Below are 14,619 nucleotides of genomic sequence, written 5' to 3'. Positions count from 1 at the left end.
AGCTCTCGTGTCTCGTTGTCCGCCCGCACCCCTGGAGAGGGGCGCGGGCGCCAAGTCCTGTCAGCGGTCGTACCCCGCTCACGCAAGGCACGTCCTTAACCGTCGACCTGCTCACCCGCCGAAACCGCCTCGCCGCCGCGCGTAATGTCGCGGTCCAGGCCGAGCGGATCGGCAAGCGCACCGGTGCTGACGTCAAGCGGCCCCTGCGCCAGCCTGGTCACCTCGGGGGGAACCGGCGGCGCGAAGTCGGCCACAAGGCGCAGCCCTGTGAGCACATCGTCGGGTCGTACGGCAGGAATCACGTGCCGAACAACCATGCGCAGTATGACACACGACTGTCCTGGCACCTGAGCTGCGGTTCTGTCTGCTCCCTCGGGCACCTCGAGCCTCAGCACCGCCTCCCGGGCGTCGAAGCGTCGGGGCCCCTTCTTGGTGAGGCGTTCGACCTCCACGGCCTCGGCGGCGAGGAATTTCGCCACCGCCGTCTCCGCGAGCTCCCAGTCGGCGCCGGGCAACCGCACATCCCACTCAGAGGCCTCCAAGCGGTCGGCCAGCCCACCAACGGTGGCCTCCACGACGTCGAGCACGTCGAGACCAGGCGGCAGAGAGCCGTCCAGGTCGTCACGGATCCGTCCGGGTTCGCACGGTTTCGTGACGCCGATCTCGAGGTATTCGGCCTCGCTGGCGACGCCGGTCGGCGCCGCGCCCGCATAGGAGATCTTCGGATGGGGTGAGAAGCCCGCACTGTAGGCCACCGGAATGCCGGCACGGCGGACCGCTCTCTCGACGGCCCGCGAGATGTCGCGGTGGCTGGTGAAGCGCAGACGTCCGCGCTTGGCGTAGCGCACGCGCAGGCGCTGCACCGTAGGCGCGGGCGGAGGCCCATCAGGAACAGGTTTCAGAGCTGGTCGTCCTTCCCGTGTAAGTGTTTCCTTCGTCTCAGGATATGCCGCTCCGGAGACTCAACGTCCCAGATCATGTACGGCGAGGCACGGGCCGCGCACTCAGCGCGGCTAGACCACCGTGAGAGGAAGAAGTTTCTTACCCGTCGGGCCGATCTGGATGTCGGTCCCCATGGTCGGGCAGACGCCGCAGTCATAGCACGGAGTCCAGCGGCAGTCCTCGACCTCGGTCCCGGAAACGGCCTCCTGCCAGTCCTGCCAGAGCCATTCGCGGTCGAGCCCGGCGTCGAGGTGGTCCCAGGGCAGGACCTCGTTCTCCTCGCGCTCGCGCACGGTGTACCAGTCGACGTCGACGCCGGCCTTCTCGGTCGCGGCCATCCAGCGCTCGTACGAGAAGTGCTCGCTCCACCCGTCGAAGCGCCCGCCGTCCTCCCAGACGGCCCGGATCACCGCGCCGACCCGGCGGTCGCCGCGCGACAGCAGGCCCTCCACGATCGACGGCTTGCCGTCGTGGTAGCGGAAGCCGATGGCCCTGCCGTAATTCTTGTCGCCCCGCAGCGAGTCACGCAGCGCCTTGAGCCGCCGGTCGACGGTCTCGTGGTCGGCCTGGCTCGCCCACTGGAAGGGCGTGTGCGGCTTGGGCACGAATCCGCCGATGGAGACCGTGCAGCGGATGTCGCGCGAGCCGGTGATCTCGCGGCCCGCCTTGATGACCTTCTTGGCGAGATCGGCGATGCCGAGCACGTCCTCGTCGGTCTCGGTGGGCAGCCCGCACATGAAGTAGAGCTTCACCTGCCGCCAGCCCTGTGAGTAGGCGGTGGTGACGGTGCGGATCAGGTCTTCCTCGGTGACCATCTTGTTGATCACCCTGCGCATGCGCTCGGACCCGCCCTCCGGGGCGAAGGTCAGGCCGGAGCGCCGGCCGTTGCGGGAGAACTCGTTGGCCAGGTCGATGTTGAACGCGTCGACCCGGGTCGAAGGCAGCGACAGCGAGGTGTTGGTGCCTTCGTAGCGGTCGGCCAGTCCCTTGGCCACCTCGCCGATCTCGGAGTGGTCGGCGGACGACAGCGACAGCAGGCCGACCTCGTTGAAGCCGGACTCCTTGATCCCGTTCTCGACCATGGCGCCGATCGTCGTGATCGACCGCTCGCGGACCGGGCGGGTGATCATCCCCGCCTGGCAGAAGCGGCAGCCACGCGTGCAGCCGCGGAAGATCTCCACGCTGAACCGCTCGTGCACGGTCTCGGCCAGCGGGACCAGCGGCTTCTTCGGATAGGGCCACTCGTCGAGGTCCATGACCGTGTGCTTGTGCACCCGCCATGGGACGTCGGGCCTGTTGGGCGCGACCCGCTTGATGCGGCCGTCGGGGTGGTAGTCGACATCGTAGAATTTCGGAACGTAGACGCCGCCGGACTCGGCCAGCCGCATGAGCAGCTCGTCGCGCCCGCCGGGGCTGCCCTCGCCCTTCCACTCGCGGATGACCTCGGAGATCGCGATCGCGATCTGCTCGCCGTCGCCGAGCACGGCGGCGTCGAGGAAGTCGGCGATCGGCTCGGGGTTGAAGGCCGCGTGGCCGCCCGCCAGCACGATCGGGTCGTCATCGCCACGCTCGACGGCCAGCAGCGGAATGCCGGCGAGGTCGAGCGCGGTCAGCATGTTGGTGTAGCCGAGCTCGGTGGAGAACGACAGGCCCAGCACGTCGAAGGCGCGCACCGGCCGATGGGCGTCCACGGTGAACTGCGGTATGCCCTCCGCGCGCATGAGCGCCTCGAGGTCGGGCCAGACGGCGTAGGTCCGCTCGGCCAGGGTGGCGGGCAGCTCGTTGAGGATCTCGTAGAGGATCGCGACGCCCTGGTTGGGCAGGCCGACCTCATACGCGTCCGGATACATCAGCGCCCACCGTACGTCGGTGGACTCCCAGTCCTTCACGGTCGAGTTGAGCTCACCCCCGACATACTGGATGGGCTTCTGCACCTTGGGCAGCAGCGCTTCCAGGCGGGGAAAAATCGACTCGACAGTCATGGCACCCAGACTAGCGGCGCTCAGACCGTGGCAGGTCCCGGGATGTCGATGTCGTTGCCGCTGAGAACGATCAGTTTGTGTCCCTCGTAGCAGGTCAGCTCGATGGCGATGACCCCGCTGGCGAGGTTGTGGACGGCGGTGATGTGGCTGGCGGGCAGGAGGAAGCGCTCCTCGCACTCGTCGCAGTAGGCCAAGAACATATTGTCAATTAAACGACTGCTCGCGGATCCGGATCGACTGTAGAAGCCCGATCGAGATGAGATTCGCGAACGTGGCCGTACCTCCGTAGGAGACGAACGGCAGCGGCAGCCCGGTGATCGGCATGATGCCAATGGTCATGCCGATGTTGACGAACGTCTGGAACGCCAGCCAGCACACGATCGTCCCGGCCACGAGCGTGCCGAACCTGTCCTCGCACAGCCGGGCGATCCTCAGCCCGCGCACCAGCACCACGCCGAGCAGCAGCACCAAGGTGAGCGAGCCGAGGAACCCGAACTCCTCCCCCGCGACCGTGAAGATGAAGTCGGTGTGCTGCTCGGGCACGAACCGGCCGGTCGTCTGCCCACCGTCGAAGAGCCCCTTGCCGAACAACTGCCCCGAGCCGATGGCGATCAGCGACTGCGTGCTGTTGTAGCCGACGCCGCGCGGGTCGACGCGCGGATCGAGAAAGGCGGTGAACCGCGCGACCTGGTACGGCTCCAGCATCCCGAACGCGAACACGCAGAACACCCCGACCCCGGCGATCAGCGTCAGCAGGATGATCCACCTCTTGCGCACTCCCGCGATCACCAGCCCGGCGGCCGTGATCACGGCCAGCACGAGCGTGGTGCCGAGGTCGGGCTGCAACATCACCAGCCCCATCGTCAGCAGCGCGGCGAACAGCGCCAGCCAGGCGTCGAGCCCGCGCGGCCGATCGCTGCCCTCACCGGGCTGGGCCAGCAGCATCGCGATGATGAGCAGCAGGCCGAGCTTGGCGAACTCCGACGGCTGCACGGCGAAGCCGCCCCCCAGCAGGATCCACGAGTGCGAGCCGTTGATCGTCGCACCCAGCGGTGTGATCACCAGTCCCAGGCCGGCCAGCGAGAGCAGGAACGCCAGGGGCGCGTACGCGCGCATCGCGCGATGGTCGATGACGGTCACCGCCGCGCAGAGCAACGTCCCGATGGTGAGGTTGAGTACGTGCTTCTTGACCAGCCCCGTGGAGCCGGGCGCCCAGGTACGGGTCGACGACCAGACGAGCAGCGTGCCGATCACGCAGAGCGCGGCCACCGCGACCAGCATCACCCCGTCGAGCCGCCACATGGCCGACTGCGCGCCCACCGCCCGCCGGGCGAACGAGCGCCGCCCGCCCATCAGCGTGCGGTCCATCATCCTCCCGCCTCCGTGCCGCCCTCCTTTTTGGTGCCCTTGCTCTTGCCGCCCTCCCCTGTTCCGCCCGCCACGGCGCCACCTGTCCCCGCGTCACCTGTCCTCGCGCCGCCCGTTCTCGCGCCGCCCGTCCCCGCGCCGCCCGTCCCCGCGCCGCGTGCTCCCGGGCCGCGTGCCCCCGGGCCGCTCGTACCCTCGCCGTCCGTCGTCGCACCGTCCGCCACCGTGCCGTCGGTCGTCTTGCCATCGGCCACCGTGCCGTCGGCCGAGATCTTCGGCAGCTTGGACACCGGCCGGCCCGCGGGCAACGCGGGCTTGTTCTTGGCGAAGCCGAAGATGCCCTCGTAGATCTCGCGTGCGGCGGGCGCGGCGGTGGAGGCGCCCATCCCGCCCTGCGAGACCATGACGACCACGACGAAGTGCGGGTCGTTCGCCGGTGCGAACGAGGCGAACCAGGAGGTGTCCTCCTTGCCCCACACCTCCGCGGTGCCGGTCTTTCCGCCGATCCGCACCTTGTTCATCGGGAACCCGGCGAACGCCCCCGCCGCGGTGCCGTCGGAGGGTACGTCGCTGAGCGCGTCCTTGATGTAGAGGCGCTCTTTCTTCGACAGCGGCAGCTTGCCGACCACCGGCACGTCGATGCGCCTGACCAGCGCGCCGTCGGGCCGGACCGTGGCCCAGCCGATGCGCGGGCTGCGCAGCTTCCCGTCGCTCACCAGCGCCGCGTACGCCCTGGCCAGCTGGAGCGGCGTCACCAGCACGTCGCCCTGGCCGATCGAGAAGTTGGCCGAGTCACCCGCCCGCAGCAGGAAGCCTTCGAGGCAGTTCTCGTTGGCCAGCCGCTTGAGGAACTCCGCCCGCGACTTGTCGGCCACCTCCGGATAGCCGCTCTTGGCGCGCCGGCAACTGGTGCCGCTCGTCTGGGCCCACATGTTCTTCTTCCAGGTGCGGTCCGGGATGCGCCCGGCCGACTCGCCCGGCAGGTCGATGCCCGTCGGCTTGCCGAACCCGAACGCCTTGGCCGTGTTGGCGAACACCTCCTTCGGCGCCTTCTTCGGATTGAGCCCGCCGTCCTTCAGCCACTGGTCGTAGCCCGCCCGGTAGAAGATCGTGTCGCAGGACTTGACCAGGGCGGTGTGCAGGTTCATGGAGCCGAGACCGATGCCGTGGAAGTTGTGGAAGGCCCGGTCGCCCACCATGACCGCCCCCGGGCAGTCGTACGTGCCGTTCAGCGGATACCCGGCCCGCAGCATCGACGTCACCGACGACACCTTGAACGTCGAACCGGGCGCGAACATCCCATTCAGCGCCCGCGACACCAGCGGCTTACCCGTGGCGTCCGACAGCAGCCGCTGATAGCCACGGTCGGAGATTCCGCCCGCCCATACGGCCGGGTCGTAGCCGGGCATGCTGGCCAGCGCGATCACCCGGCCGGTGTCGGGTTCGAGCACGACCGCCGCGGCGCCGTCCGCCTTGGGGGCGTTCTTCATGGCGTGCTGCAACGCCTGCTCGGCCAGGTCCTGCACGCGGGCGTCGATGCTGGTGACCAGGTTGTCGCCGCTGACGGGCGCCACCTGCTCCTCCACCCCGATGGCCTTGCCCATCCGGTCGACCTGCACCCGCCGCAGCCCGGCCTTGCCGCGCAGCTCGTCGTCGTAGATGTACTCGAGGCCGTCGCGTCCGACCAGGTCGACGCCGGAGAAGGCGGCCTTCAGCCCTTCGCGCTTGGCCAGCTCGGCCTCGGTGACCGGCTGCAGGTAGCCGAGCATCTGCGCACCGGCCTTGCCTCCGGGATACTGCCTGACGGACTGGATCTCGGCGGAGATGCCGGGAAACTCCTCCTGCCGCTCCAGGATCTGCAGCGCCTGGCGGGTGTCGGCCCGCTCCTCCACCGGAATCGGCTGGTACGGCGAGCCGGTCCAGCAGGGCTTGGTCACCCCGGGGCCGCACGGCGTGATGCGCTTCTGCAACTGCTTGACCGGCTGGCCCAGCACCTCGCTGAGCTTGCGCAGCACCGGAACCCCCTGTTCAGGCATCCTGATCAGCCCGGTCCGGTCGACCGAGACGACCAGCGAGGTCTGGTTGCGCACCAGCGGCCGCCCCGAGGAGTCGAGTATCTGCCCGCGCACGGCCGGCACGATCACCGACCGCGTCCTGGTCTCCGTGGCCCTGGTGACCAGCTCCTGCCCGCGCACCACCTGCACCTGCCAGAGCCGCACGCTGAGCACCGCCAGCACGCCCATCACGATCACCTGCAGCACGACCAGCCGGGTCCGCATCCTGATCATTGCGGGAACCTCGGGTGCGGCCTCTCACGGGTGACCAACCAGATCGCCAGCGGCGAGAGGATCAACGTGTAGACGACGGTCACCGGCACCTGCTCGGTCAGCGTCGACAGCGTCACCCGCGGATCGGCGATCAGCCCGCCGAGCGCCGCCGACACCAGCGGCGCCATCAGCACACACAGGACGACGGTGGTGGCCGGACCGCCCACCCCCCGCCCGGCCACGTAGCCGACCAGCGCGAACACGAACGCGTACTGACCCACCAGATGCGCCGTGGGCGGCACGATGTCGACCAGCAGTCCCGCGCAGAACCCGATGATCGCCCCCGCCACCGGCCCGCGCAGCAGCGCCATCGCCACCACGACGAGCAGCACCACGTCGGGCGCTCCCCCGGCCGGCAGCGGCAGCCGGTTGATGAGCATGACCTGCAACAACACCGCTGCCAGCACGCACAGCCCAACGATCATCGCGGCTCCTCCTTGGGTGGTAGCACGGCGTCCCTCGGGTCCTTCGCCGGCGCCGCCACCACCACGCCGACCACGTCGAGCGCGGTCAGATCCGCGTACGGTCTGGCGTAGGCGATGCGGGTCAGCTCGCCCGGCGTCGCCTCCACCCGCTCGATCACCCCGATCGGCACCCCGGCGACGTACGGCGCGCCGCGCTGGGAGCCGAAGCTGACAATGCGGGTCCCACGGGTGATCGCCGCGGTCGAATCCAGCAGCCGGAAGCGCACTAGCCGCCCGTTCTCCCCCACCCCGTTCACGACGCCGATCTCCTGGCCACCTTCGAGCCGGGCACCGGCGGCCGAGCCCGGGTCGCTGATCAGCACCACGGTCGAGCTGTCGGCTGACGCCTGAATCACCCGGCCGACCAGCCCCTCACCGTTGAGCACGGTCATCTCGGGGCGTACGCCGTCGCCGGTGCCGACGTCGATCTCGATGGCGTCCTCGAAGCCGGGCTGGCCGCGCCTGGCGACCACGTTCGCCGTCACGATCTTGTAGCCGCCGAGCCCCGCCACGCCGAGCAACCGCTTCAGCTCCGCGGCGCGGGCCGCGTCGAGCCGGCCCGCGGCCAGACCGGCTCGCAGCCTGACATTCTCCGCCTTGACCCGGTTGAGCTCGGCCTGGGCGGCGGGGGCGTTGACGATGGCGTGGAAGAAGCCGCCGACCGGGCGGACCACGGAGGCGCCGACCTGCTCGACCGTACCGAAGAACCACGAACCGGCCGTACGCAGCGGCCACAACGGCGAGGCCGCGCCGGCGCGGTGGTCGACGGTCAGGATGACCAGCGCCACCGTGAGCAGCGTTCCCAGAATCAGCCGGGCGTGGCGGGACTCTCTCATCAGCGACGTGACTCCGGTACGAGCACCTGGTGCAGCGCCTCGAACTCCTCGACGCACTTGCCCGAGCCGAGCGCCACCGAGTCGAGAGGGTTCTCCACGAGGTGGACGGGCATGCCGGTCTCGGTCTTGATACGTTCGTCCATGCCCTTGAGCAGCGCGCCCCCGCCGGTGAGCGCGATGCCGCGGTCCATCAGGTCACCGGACAGCTCCGGCGGGCACTTGTCGAGCGTGACCTTGACGGCGTCGACGATCGTGTTGACCGGCTCCTCCGTCGCCTTGCGAATCTCCTCGCCGGACACCACGACCGTCTTCGGCAGGCCGCTCACCAGGTCACGGCCGCGGATCTCGGCGTGCAGGTCCTCACCAATGGGGCACGCCGAGCCGATGGCCATCTTGATCTCCTCGGCGGTGCGCTCGCCGAGCATGATCGAGAACTCCTTCTTCGCGAAGGTGATCACCGCCTGGTCGAGCTCGTCGCCGCCGACCCTGATGGACTGGCTGGTCACCACGCCGCCCATGGAGATGATGGCCACCTCGGTGGTGCCGCCGCCGATGTCGACGACCATGTTGCCGGTCGGCTCGTGCACCGGCAGCCCCGCGCCGATCGCCGCGGCCATCGGCTCCTCAACGATGTAGACCTTGCGGGCCCCGGCCTGGTATCCGGCCTCCTTCACCGCCCGCTGCTCCACCCCGGTGATGCCGCTGGGCACGGCGATGATGATGCGCGGCTTGGCGAAGTGCCGCCTCTTGTGCACCCGCTGGATGAAATAGCGCAGCATCCGCTCAGTGACATCGAAATCGGCGATCACACCGTCCTTGAGCGGCCGGACGGCCACGATGTTGCCCGGCGTCCGGCCGATCATGCGTTTGGCCTCGATGCCGACCGCGACGATCTTCCCGGTGGCAGTGTTGATCGCGACGACCGACGGCTCATTGAGCACGATGCCCCGGCCGCGCACGTAGACCAGCGTGTTGGCGGTGCCGAGGTCGACCGCCATATCACGGCCGAGAAACGCGAGCTTGCTGCCCATGGGGAACGGAGCCTTCCGTAACGTCGTTCGCGAATGACTACGGATCGAATTCGAATCGTAACGTGACGTTACCCACCAGGGCGCGCAATGAGCCCCCTGTGCCCCACAAATTCTTCAGCCCATCCGGAAGCCCCGATGTCGCCGCAGGCGAAGGACAACATTGGGCCTCCGTCTTGCACCGTTTTGACCCACCCGCCGTCGGCGACCGCTCGTCGGGCACCTGGGGATCTAACCGCCCTGTACCGTGGCCAGGCCAATCCACGGAACATGGCCCACAGCGCGCACGTCACGGCGCCCGGCCACGTCCACCGGAGGGGCGTGCCCCTGGACAGGCGCCGGCCCCGTGCGGCGAGTGGGGTGCACCGGGCTTGCCGTACAAGATCCAAAAAGCCTGCCATACCCAGGCCGCACGCGGCCTCGCACAGCCGAGTTAGCCGGACAAAAATCGCGCAAAAAAAGCGCCCGCCATATGGCGGGCGCTCGGCGCATCAGAGACGTCGGAGAAAACGGAGACGTCAGAGAGAGGCAAGAGAAACTAGAAAGTCAGAAAACTAGAACCGGTCCGGGAAGAAGATCTTGATCTCCCGCGCGGCCGACTCGGGCGAGTCGGAGCCGTGCACGATGTTCTCGCCGATCTCCAGCGCGTGGTCGCCGCGGATCGTGCCGGGCGCCGACTTGACCGGGTCCGTGAGCCCCGCCAGCGCGCGGAACGCCTCGACGGCGCGCGGCCCCTCCAGCACCAGCGCGACCAGCGGCCCCGAAGTGATGAACTCGACGAGCTCGCCGAAGAACGGGCGCTCGGAGTGCTCGGCGTAGTGGGCCTTGGCGGTGTCGACGTCGAGAGTGCGCAGGTCCATCGCAGCGACCTTCAGGCCCTTGCGCTCCACGCGGGCGATCACGTCACCGATGAGGCCACGCTTCACCCCGTCGGGCTTGATCAGGACAAGAGTGCGCTCGGACACTTGAGGTTCTCCTTCGAACAGGGTGTGGTTCGGGGCTGCGGCCACATGCACCGGCTTGGCTGCGCGGGGGATCGGCCCGGGGGCGCAGGCCCTCGCGCCGAGGTGGCTGCGGCTCAGCTTACCGCCCGCCACGGCTCTCCCGTTTCCACACGACCGAGCCCCATCCGTGCTCACACCCCGCCCCACCGGCGCGCCTCGCGCCCCCCACACCTGCACACGATTCGATCGGCGACGCACCATCGACCAACGGCCTGGGAGATGGCACCCCAGGGAACCGGTCCTACCCGGTGGCCCTCCAGGCCGTCCTACCCGGTGCTCCAACGGGCGACCTCACACGGTAGTCCTACGGGCCAGGCCCAGCGCGGGATCTTACGGGCCGGTCCTCAGGGTCCTCAGGGCGGGCCCGTCCTGCGGGCGGGCCCGTCCTGCGGGCGGGCCAGTCCTGCGGGCAGCCCACGCAGGGTCCTATGGGCCGATGCCTCGGCTCGACCCAGCGGGCCCGCCCTGCACGCGGTCCTATAAGCCGGTGCCTCGGCTCGACCCAGCGGGCCCGCCCTGCACGCGCACCTATGGGCCGGTGCCCTGACGCGGTCTGGCGGGCCAGGGCACCGAAATGGCCCTATGGGCCGGTGCTACGGAGTGGTGTCTTCGGGGGATTGGGCCTGAGGCGGGACAGGTGGGACAGGACCGGTCACTTCGCCCACCCCCTCCACGCTCGCGCCATTCCCGTCAGTTGCGCCGAAGGCGTCGGGGGACACGGGGACGCGCGGTATCGCCCCGGTAGGCCGATCCTCATCCCCGGCTGTCGACTGGGCAGGCACTTCGACGGCGTCCACCGCCATGGGCGGCTCGCGGCGCTCAGACCGACCGCTCCGCACCGGAGGGACCGCCGCCTCGGCGCCCGAACCTTCCCCAGCCACCTTCGCGACCACGTCCACACCCGTTGAAGACCCCGAAGATCCCGAAGACTCCGCATACGCCGAATGACCGGCTACACCCGGCGAAGACACCGAAGGCGCCGAATCATCGCCCGTCAGCTCGGCCGCTTCATCTTCATCGGCCGGAGCCCCGCGCCGCGAGAGCAGTTCCGCCAGGACGATGACCGCGACCACCAGGAACCCGCCGATCAGCGACCACAGATGCAATGTGCCCACGAACCGATCCACCAGCTGCTGCGCCACCGTGACCCCGCGCAGCATCATCAACTGCACCCCGGTAGCCAGCAGATAACCAGCCAGCACACCGGGGAAACACAGCGCCAGGCCGAACAGCGCCGCCCCGATGCCCGCCTGGCTGAGCGCGGACGTGAGCGCCACCGCCGCCCCCGCCGCCAGCAGAGTGAACGGGATCACCAACACGAGCCCATCGGCCGCCGGCACCAGGACTCGTACCGAACACAGACCGATCACCATCGCCAGCAGCCCCAGCGGCGCGAGCCACCGCGCTCCGGCGAACAGCCGCACCGCGATGGCGGAGGCCAGCGCCAGCACACCCGCCACCACGAACGGGATCCACAGCCCGGTCATGCCCGGACCGCCGAGGCCGCGCATCTCCACGTACGTGACCTGGGCCAGGCTCGGGAGCAGCACGATGCCGACCGCGACCATGACGTACGCCAGTGTGCGGCCCTCACGGCTGCCGAAGAAGGCCATCACGAGCAGCGCGACGATCGCCAGCACGGCCAGCAGGATGACCAGGCCGGCCCCCCACTCCTCACTTGCGGTGCTGATGGCCACCACCGAAATGCCCACCGCGGGGACGCTCGCGAACAGCAAGCGGCTACGTTCGGCGGCCCGTGGCGTGGGCATCGGCGGCTGGCCCTGGACCAGCCAGACGACGAAGTAGACCGCTGCCAGCGCGAGCGCGATGCCCGTCAGCAGCGGGTACGGCTGGAGCGTGATCTTCCAGTCGCTCACCTGGTCAAGAGGCCACAGCGCGAGCGCCTGGGCGGTGAGCAGGCTGAACGCGAGCATGCCGGTCCAGATTGCCCGCAATGCCATGGAGCGCTCCCAGGCCGCGAGCAGCGTGGCGGGGAAGAGCAGGCCCGCGCCGATCCCGTGCAGCACGCGTAGCGTCGCCACCAGGAACGTCGAGCCCGCGAAGCCGCCCGCGACGTCGGCCAGCGCGAGCACCGTGAGCCCGCCCAGCAGCATGTGGGGGACCTTGACGTGGCGCAGCGCCACCGCGGCGAGCGGCACCGTGAGGATCATCGCCGGGAGCGCCAGCCCGTGCGCGCGCATCAACGCGAGCTTGTCGAAGCCGTCGGGCAGCAGACCCGAGACCACGGACACGGTGTTGGGGATCGCGAGCATCGCCAATGGCAACACGACGATGATGAGCAGCCCGAGCACCGAGTCGAGCAACCATGGGGACCTGACGCGTGCGGTGGGTCCCGCGCTGTGTGCGTTCGGGGACCGCTGGATCGGGGGGACGGCCATGTTCGCCGACTTTAGCGGGAAGTCACGCCCTCGACACGGCGAGCGACGAATATCGCGGTAATCCATAGCGCCGCGAAGATCACTCCTAGGAAGAACATCGTCGGCACGAGGAACCCCGTGCCGATGGCCAGGACCTGCAGGATGGTGCCCGCGACGTACGCGAAAGGCCGCTTGAGCAGCCCGGCGACGATCACGCACAGCACGGCCAGCCCGATACCGACAGTGACCGCCACCGCCGTCTGAACGCCGCTGTTGATCGCCACCGGCGTAATCAGCGCGGCGACGATGGCCTCCATGCCGAGAACGCTCGCGCCGAGCCGGCGCATGCCTGGGGTGACCTGGAAGTTCATCACACGCTCCCCGCCTTGAGCAGGTGGCGCGCGTCTCCGGCCGTCACGACCGAGCCGATGATGAGCACCCCCGTGCCGCTGAACTCACCGTGGGCGTCGGCGATGCCGATGCCCATGTCGATGGCCTCGTCGAGGCGTTCGACGACCCGCACCCTGTCCTCTCCGAACAGCGGTATGGCCACCTCCGCCAGCTCGGCGGGCGACATCGACCGAGGCGAGGAGTTACGCGTGACGACGATCTCGTCGAGAATCGGCTCCAGCAGGTCGAGCAGGGTATGCACATCCTTGTCGCGCATCACCGCGACGACGCCCACGACCTTGGCGAAGTCGAACGCCTCCTGCATGCCCTCGAGCGAGGCCTGCATGCCGCCGGGGTTGTGCGCCGCGTCGACGACGACCGTGGGGTTGCGGCGCAGGATCTCCAGCCGCCCCGGTGAGGACGCCCCCGCGAACGCCTGGCGTACGAGCTCCACGTCGAGCGGGTCGTCACCCCCCGTCAGAGCCTCCACAGCGGCCAGTGCGCAGGCCGCGTTGCTCGCCTGGTGTTCGCCATAGAGCGGCAGGTAGACCTCCTCGTAGACGCCCTTGAGGCCGCGCAGCGTGAGCAGCTGTCCGCCCATGGCCACCTCTCGGGCGAGGACACCGAACTCGAGCCCTTCACGCGCGACCACCGCGCCGACATCGACGGCCCGGCGCATCAGCACCTCGGCGGCCTCCAGCTGCTGCTGGGCGAGTATGGCCGTGGCGCCGGGCTTGATGATGCCCGCCTTCTCCCCGGCGATGCTCGGGATATCGGGCCCGAGCCGGTCGGTGTGGTCGAGCGAGATCGGGGTGACGACGGCGACGGTGCCGTCCGCGACGTTCGTCGCGTCCCAGGACCCGCCCATGCCGGCCTCGACGACCGCCACGTCCACCGGAGTGTCGGCGAACGCGGCGAAGGCCATGGCCGTGAGCAACTCGAAGAACTGGATCCGCCGCCCCTGCGTATCGGCGAGCTCAACGTAAGGGGCGATCTCTTCGTATACCTGAGCGAACCGCTCCTCGCTCAGCGACTCGCCATCAACGGTGATGCGTTCGCGCACTGAGACGAGATGCGGGCTCGTGAACCGGCCCACACGCAGATTGCGCTCCTTGAGCAGCGCTTCGGTCAAGCGCGCCGTGCTCGTCTTACCGTTCGTGCCCGCTATGTGTACGACAGGGTATGCCTGCTGCGGCGAGCCGAGCAGGTCCATGAGAGCCGCGATCCGGTCCAGCGTCGGCTCGAAGTCCCACTCGACGCCTCGCTCCATGATCGCGCGTTCAACCGCACGAAAGTCCACCCCCCAACCCTACTGACCGTACGGAGCGCTCTCCCACGCCACCGCCTGATGATCAGCAGTTTCGGTGCTCCAGCTTCGCCTGCCATTGGCAATTCACAGTACGTGGATGCACAGCCGACGGCTTGTGCCGTCAGGCAAGGACGCACCAGACAAGAAAAGCCCAGCACCTGGCAAACAACCCGGCCGGAACGCAAAAAAGGGTCCCACGCGCCAAGGCGTGAGACCCATAACCGTAAACGGCCCCAGCAGACTACGGCCCTTAGCCGTAAACGGTCCCAGCGCGCCGCGGCCCTTAGCCCCGAACAGCCCCAACGGACTACAGCCCTTCCGCGGCCCTAAGCCGCCAACCGCCCGCCCCAGCGGGCCGCCACAGTCCTTCCACATCTGGCCCGCCACGGTCCTTAGCTGGCCCGCCACAGTCCTTCCCCGCACCTACCCACACCCCACCCACGCGTCCAACCCCGTAACGCAGAAAAGGGCCCCACGCGTATGCGTGGAGCCCAATTCCCGACAATCAAAGATTGTCCGGCGGTGACCTACTCTCCCACACCCTCCCGAGTGCAGTACCATCGGCGCAGGGAAGCTTAACTTCCGGGTTCG

The 14,619-nt window shown here is 69.0% G+C and carries 12 protein-coding genes and 1 rRNA gene; all 13 read right to left on the bottom strand.

The annotated features are described in order from the left end of the window. Positions 1–95: 95 nt before the first annotated feature. Positions 96–848 (bottom strand): TIGR03936 family radical SAM-associated protein, encoded by a 753-nt coding sequence (locus tag AB0H88_RS24430; RefSeq protein ID WP_357648070.1) that lies wholly within the window; start codon positions 846–848, stop codon positions 96–98. Positions 849–1,013: 165 nt separating this feature from the next. Continuing rightward, positions 1,014–2,924, bottom strand: a complete 1,911-nt coding sequence (locus AB0H88_RS24425; RefSeq protein WP_357648068.1) for a TIGR03960 family B12-binding radical SAM protein — start codon at positions 2,922–2,924, stop codon at positions 1,014–1,016. Positions 2,925–2,944: 20 nt separating this feature from the next. Then, the gene (locus AB0H88_RS24420; protein ID WP_357648066.1) at positions 2,945–3,124 is read right to left on the bottom strand and encodes a hypothetical protein; all 180 of its coding nucleotides are present in this window, start codon (positions 3,122–3,124) and stop codon (positions 2,945–2,947) included. 4 nt (positions 3,125–3,128) lie between these two features. Further along, complete coding sequence (rodA, locus tag AB0H88_RS24415) at positions 3,129–4,295, bottom strand: rod shape-determining protein RodA (RefSeq protein ID WP_357648064.1); 1,167 nt, start codon at positions 4,293–4,295, stop codon at positions 3,129–3,131. After that, a complete protein-coding gene (gene mrdA / locus AB0H88_RS24410) occupies positions 4,292–6,580 on the bottom strand; it encodes a penicillin-binding protein 2 (protein ID WP_357648062.1) in 2,289 nt (762 codons plus the stop codon). Before mrdA ends, rodA begins: the two co-directional genes overlap by 4 nt. After that, a complete protein-coding gene (gene mreD / locus AB0H88_RS24405) occupies positions 6,577–7,044 on the bottom strand; it encodes a rod shape-determining protein MreD (protein WP_357648060.1) in 468 nt (155 codons plus the stop codon). Before mreD ends, mrdA begins: the two co-directional genes overlap by 4 nt. After that, a complete protein-coding gene (mreC, locus tag AB0H88_RS24400; protein WP_357648059.1) occupies positions 7,041–7,919 on the bottom strand; it encodes a rod shape-determining protein MreC in 879 nt (292 codons plus the stop codon). The genes mreD and mreC overlap by 4 nt, the downstream gene beginning before the upstream one ends. Continuing rightward, entirely contained in the window at positions 7,919–8,950 is a 1,032-nt protein-coding gene (locus tag AB0H88_RS24395) for a rod shape-determining protein (protein ID WP_357648056.1), read from the bottom strand. The genes mreC and AB0H88_RS24395 overlap by 1 nt, the downstream gene beginning before the upstream one ends. A 551-nt stretch (positions 8,951–9,501) precedes the next feature. Beyond that, entirely contained in the window at positions 9,502–9,912 is a 411-nt protein-coding gene (gene ndk / locus AB0H88_RS24390; protein WP_214642928.1) for a nucleoside-diphosphate kinase, read from the bottom strand. A gap of 632 nt (positions 9,913–10,544) precedes the next feature. Beyond that, a complete protein-coding gene (locus tag AB0H88_RS24385) occupies positions 10,545–12,350 on the bottom strand; it encodes a hypothetical protein (RefSeq protein ID WP_357648054.1) in 1,806 nt (601 codons plus the stop codon). 11 nt (positions 12,351–12,361) lie between these two features. Then, positions 12,362–12,700, bottom strand: a complete 339-nt coding sequence (locus AB0H88_RS24380; RefSeq protein WP_357648052.1) for a DUF4233 domain-containing protein — start codon at positions 12,698–12,700, stop codon at positions 12,362–12,364. Further along, a complete protein-coding gene (locus AB0H88_RS24375; RefSeq protein WP_357648635.1) occupies positions 12,700–13,989 on the bottom strand; it encodes a folylpolyglutamate synthase/dihydrofolate synthase family protein in 1,290 nt (429 codons plus the stop codon). The genes AB0H88_RS24380 and AB0H88_RS24375 overlap by 1 nt, the downstream gene beginning before the upstream one ends. A 553-nt stretch (positions 13,990–14,542) precedes the next feature. Continuing rightward, positions 14,543–14,619: ribosomal RNA gene (rrf, locus tag AB0H88_RS24370) — 5S ribosomal RNA — on the bottom strand; the annotation flags it as partial.

Source organism: Nonomuraea sp. NPDC050680 (assembly GCF_040654555.1).
Lineage (GTDB): Bacteria > Actinomycetota > Actinomycetes > Streptosporangiales > Streptosporangiaceae > Nonomuraea.
Note: the sequence above shows the minus strand (reverse complement) of the source record. Positions and strands in the feature narration are given on the sequence as shown.

What these genes read in the sequence shown, in the direction of transcription:
- AB0H88_RS24425 (WP_357648068.1), bottom strand. Translation starts at nt 2,924, where the DNA reads ATGACTGTCGAGTCGATTTTTCCCCGCCTGGAAGCGCTGCTGCCCAAG.
- AB0H88_RS24420 (WP_357648066.1), bottom strand. Translation starts at nt 3,124, where the DNA reads ATGTTCTTGGCCTACTGCGACGAGTGCGAGGAGCGCTTCCTCCTGCCC.
- rodA (WP_357648064.1), bottom strand. Translation starts at nt 4,295, where the DNA reads ATGATGGACCGCACGCTGATGGGCGGGCGGCGCTCGTTCGCCCGGCGG.
- mrdA (WP_357648062.1), bottom strand. Translation starts at nt 6,580, where the DNA reads ATGATCAGGATGCGGACCCGGCTGGTCGTGCTGCAGGTGATCGTGATG.
- mreD (WP_357648060.1), bottom strand. Translation starts at nt 7,044, where the DNA reads ATGATCGTTGGGCTGTGCGTGCTGGCAGCGGTGTTGTTGCAGGTCATG.
- mreC (WP_357648059.1), bottom strand. Translation starts at nt 7,919, where the DNA reads ATGAGAGAGTCCCGCCACGCCCGGCTGATTCTGGGAACGCTGCTCACG.
- AB0H88_RS24395 (WP_357648056.1), bottom strand. Translation starts at nt 8,950, where the DNA reads ATGGGCAGCAAGCTCGCGTTTCTCGGCCGTGATATGGCGGTCGACCTC.
- AB0H88_RS24385 (WP_357648054.1), bottom strand. Translation starts at nt 12,350, where the DNA reads ATGGCCGTCCCCCCGATCCAGCGGTCCCCGAACGCACACAGCGCGGGA.
- AB0H88_RS24380 (WP_357648052.1), bottom strand. Translation starts at nt 12,700, where the DNA reads ATGAACTTCCAGGTCACCCCAGGCATGCGCCGGCTCGGCGCGAGCGTT.
- AB0H88_RS24375 (WP_357648635.1), bottom strand. Translation starts at nt 13,989, where the DNA reads ATGGAGCGAGGCGTCGAGTGGGACTTCGAGCCGACGCTGGACCGGATC.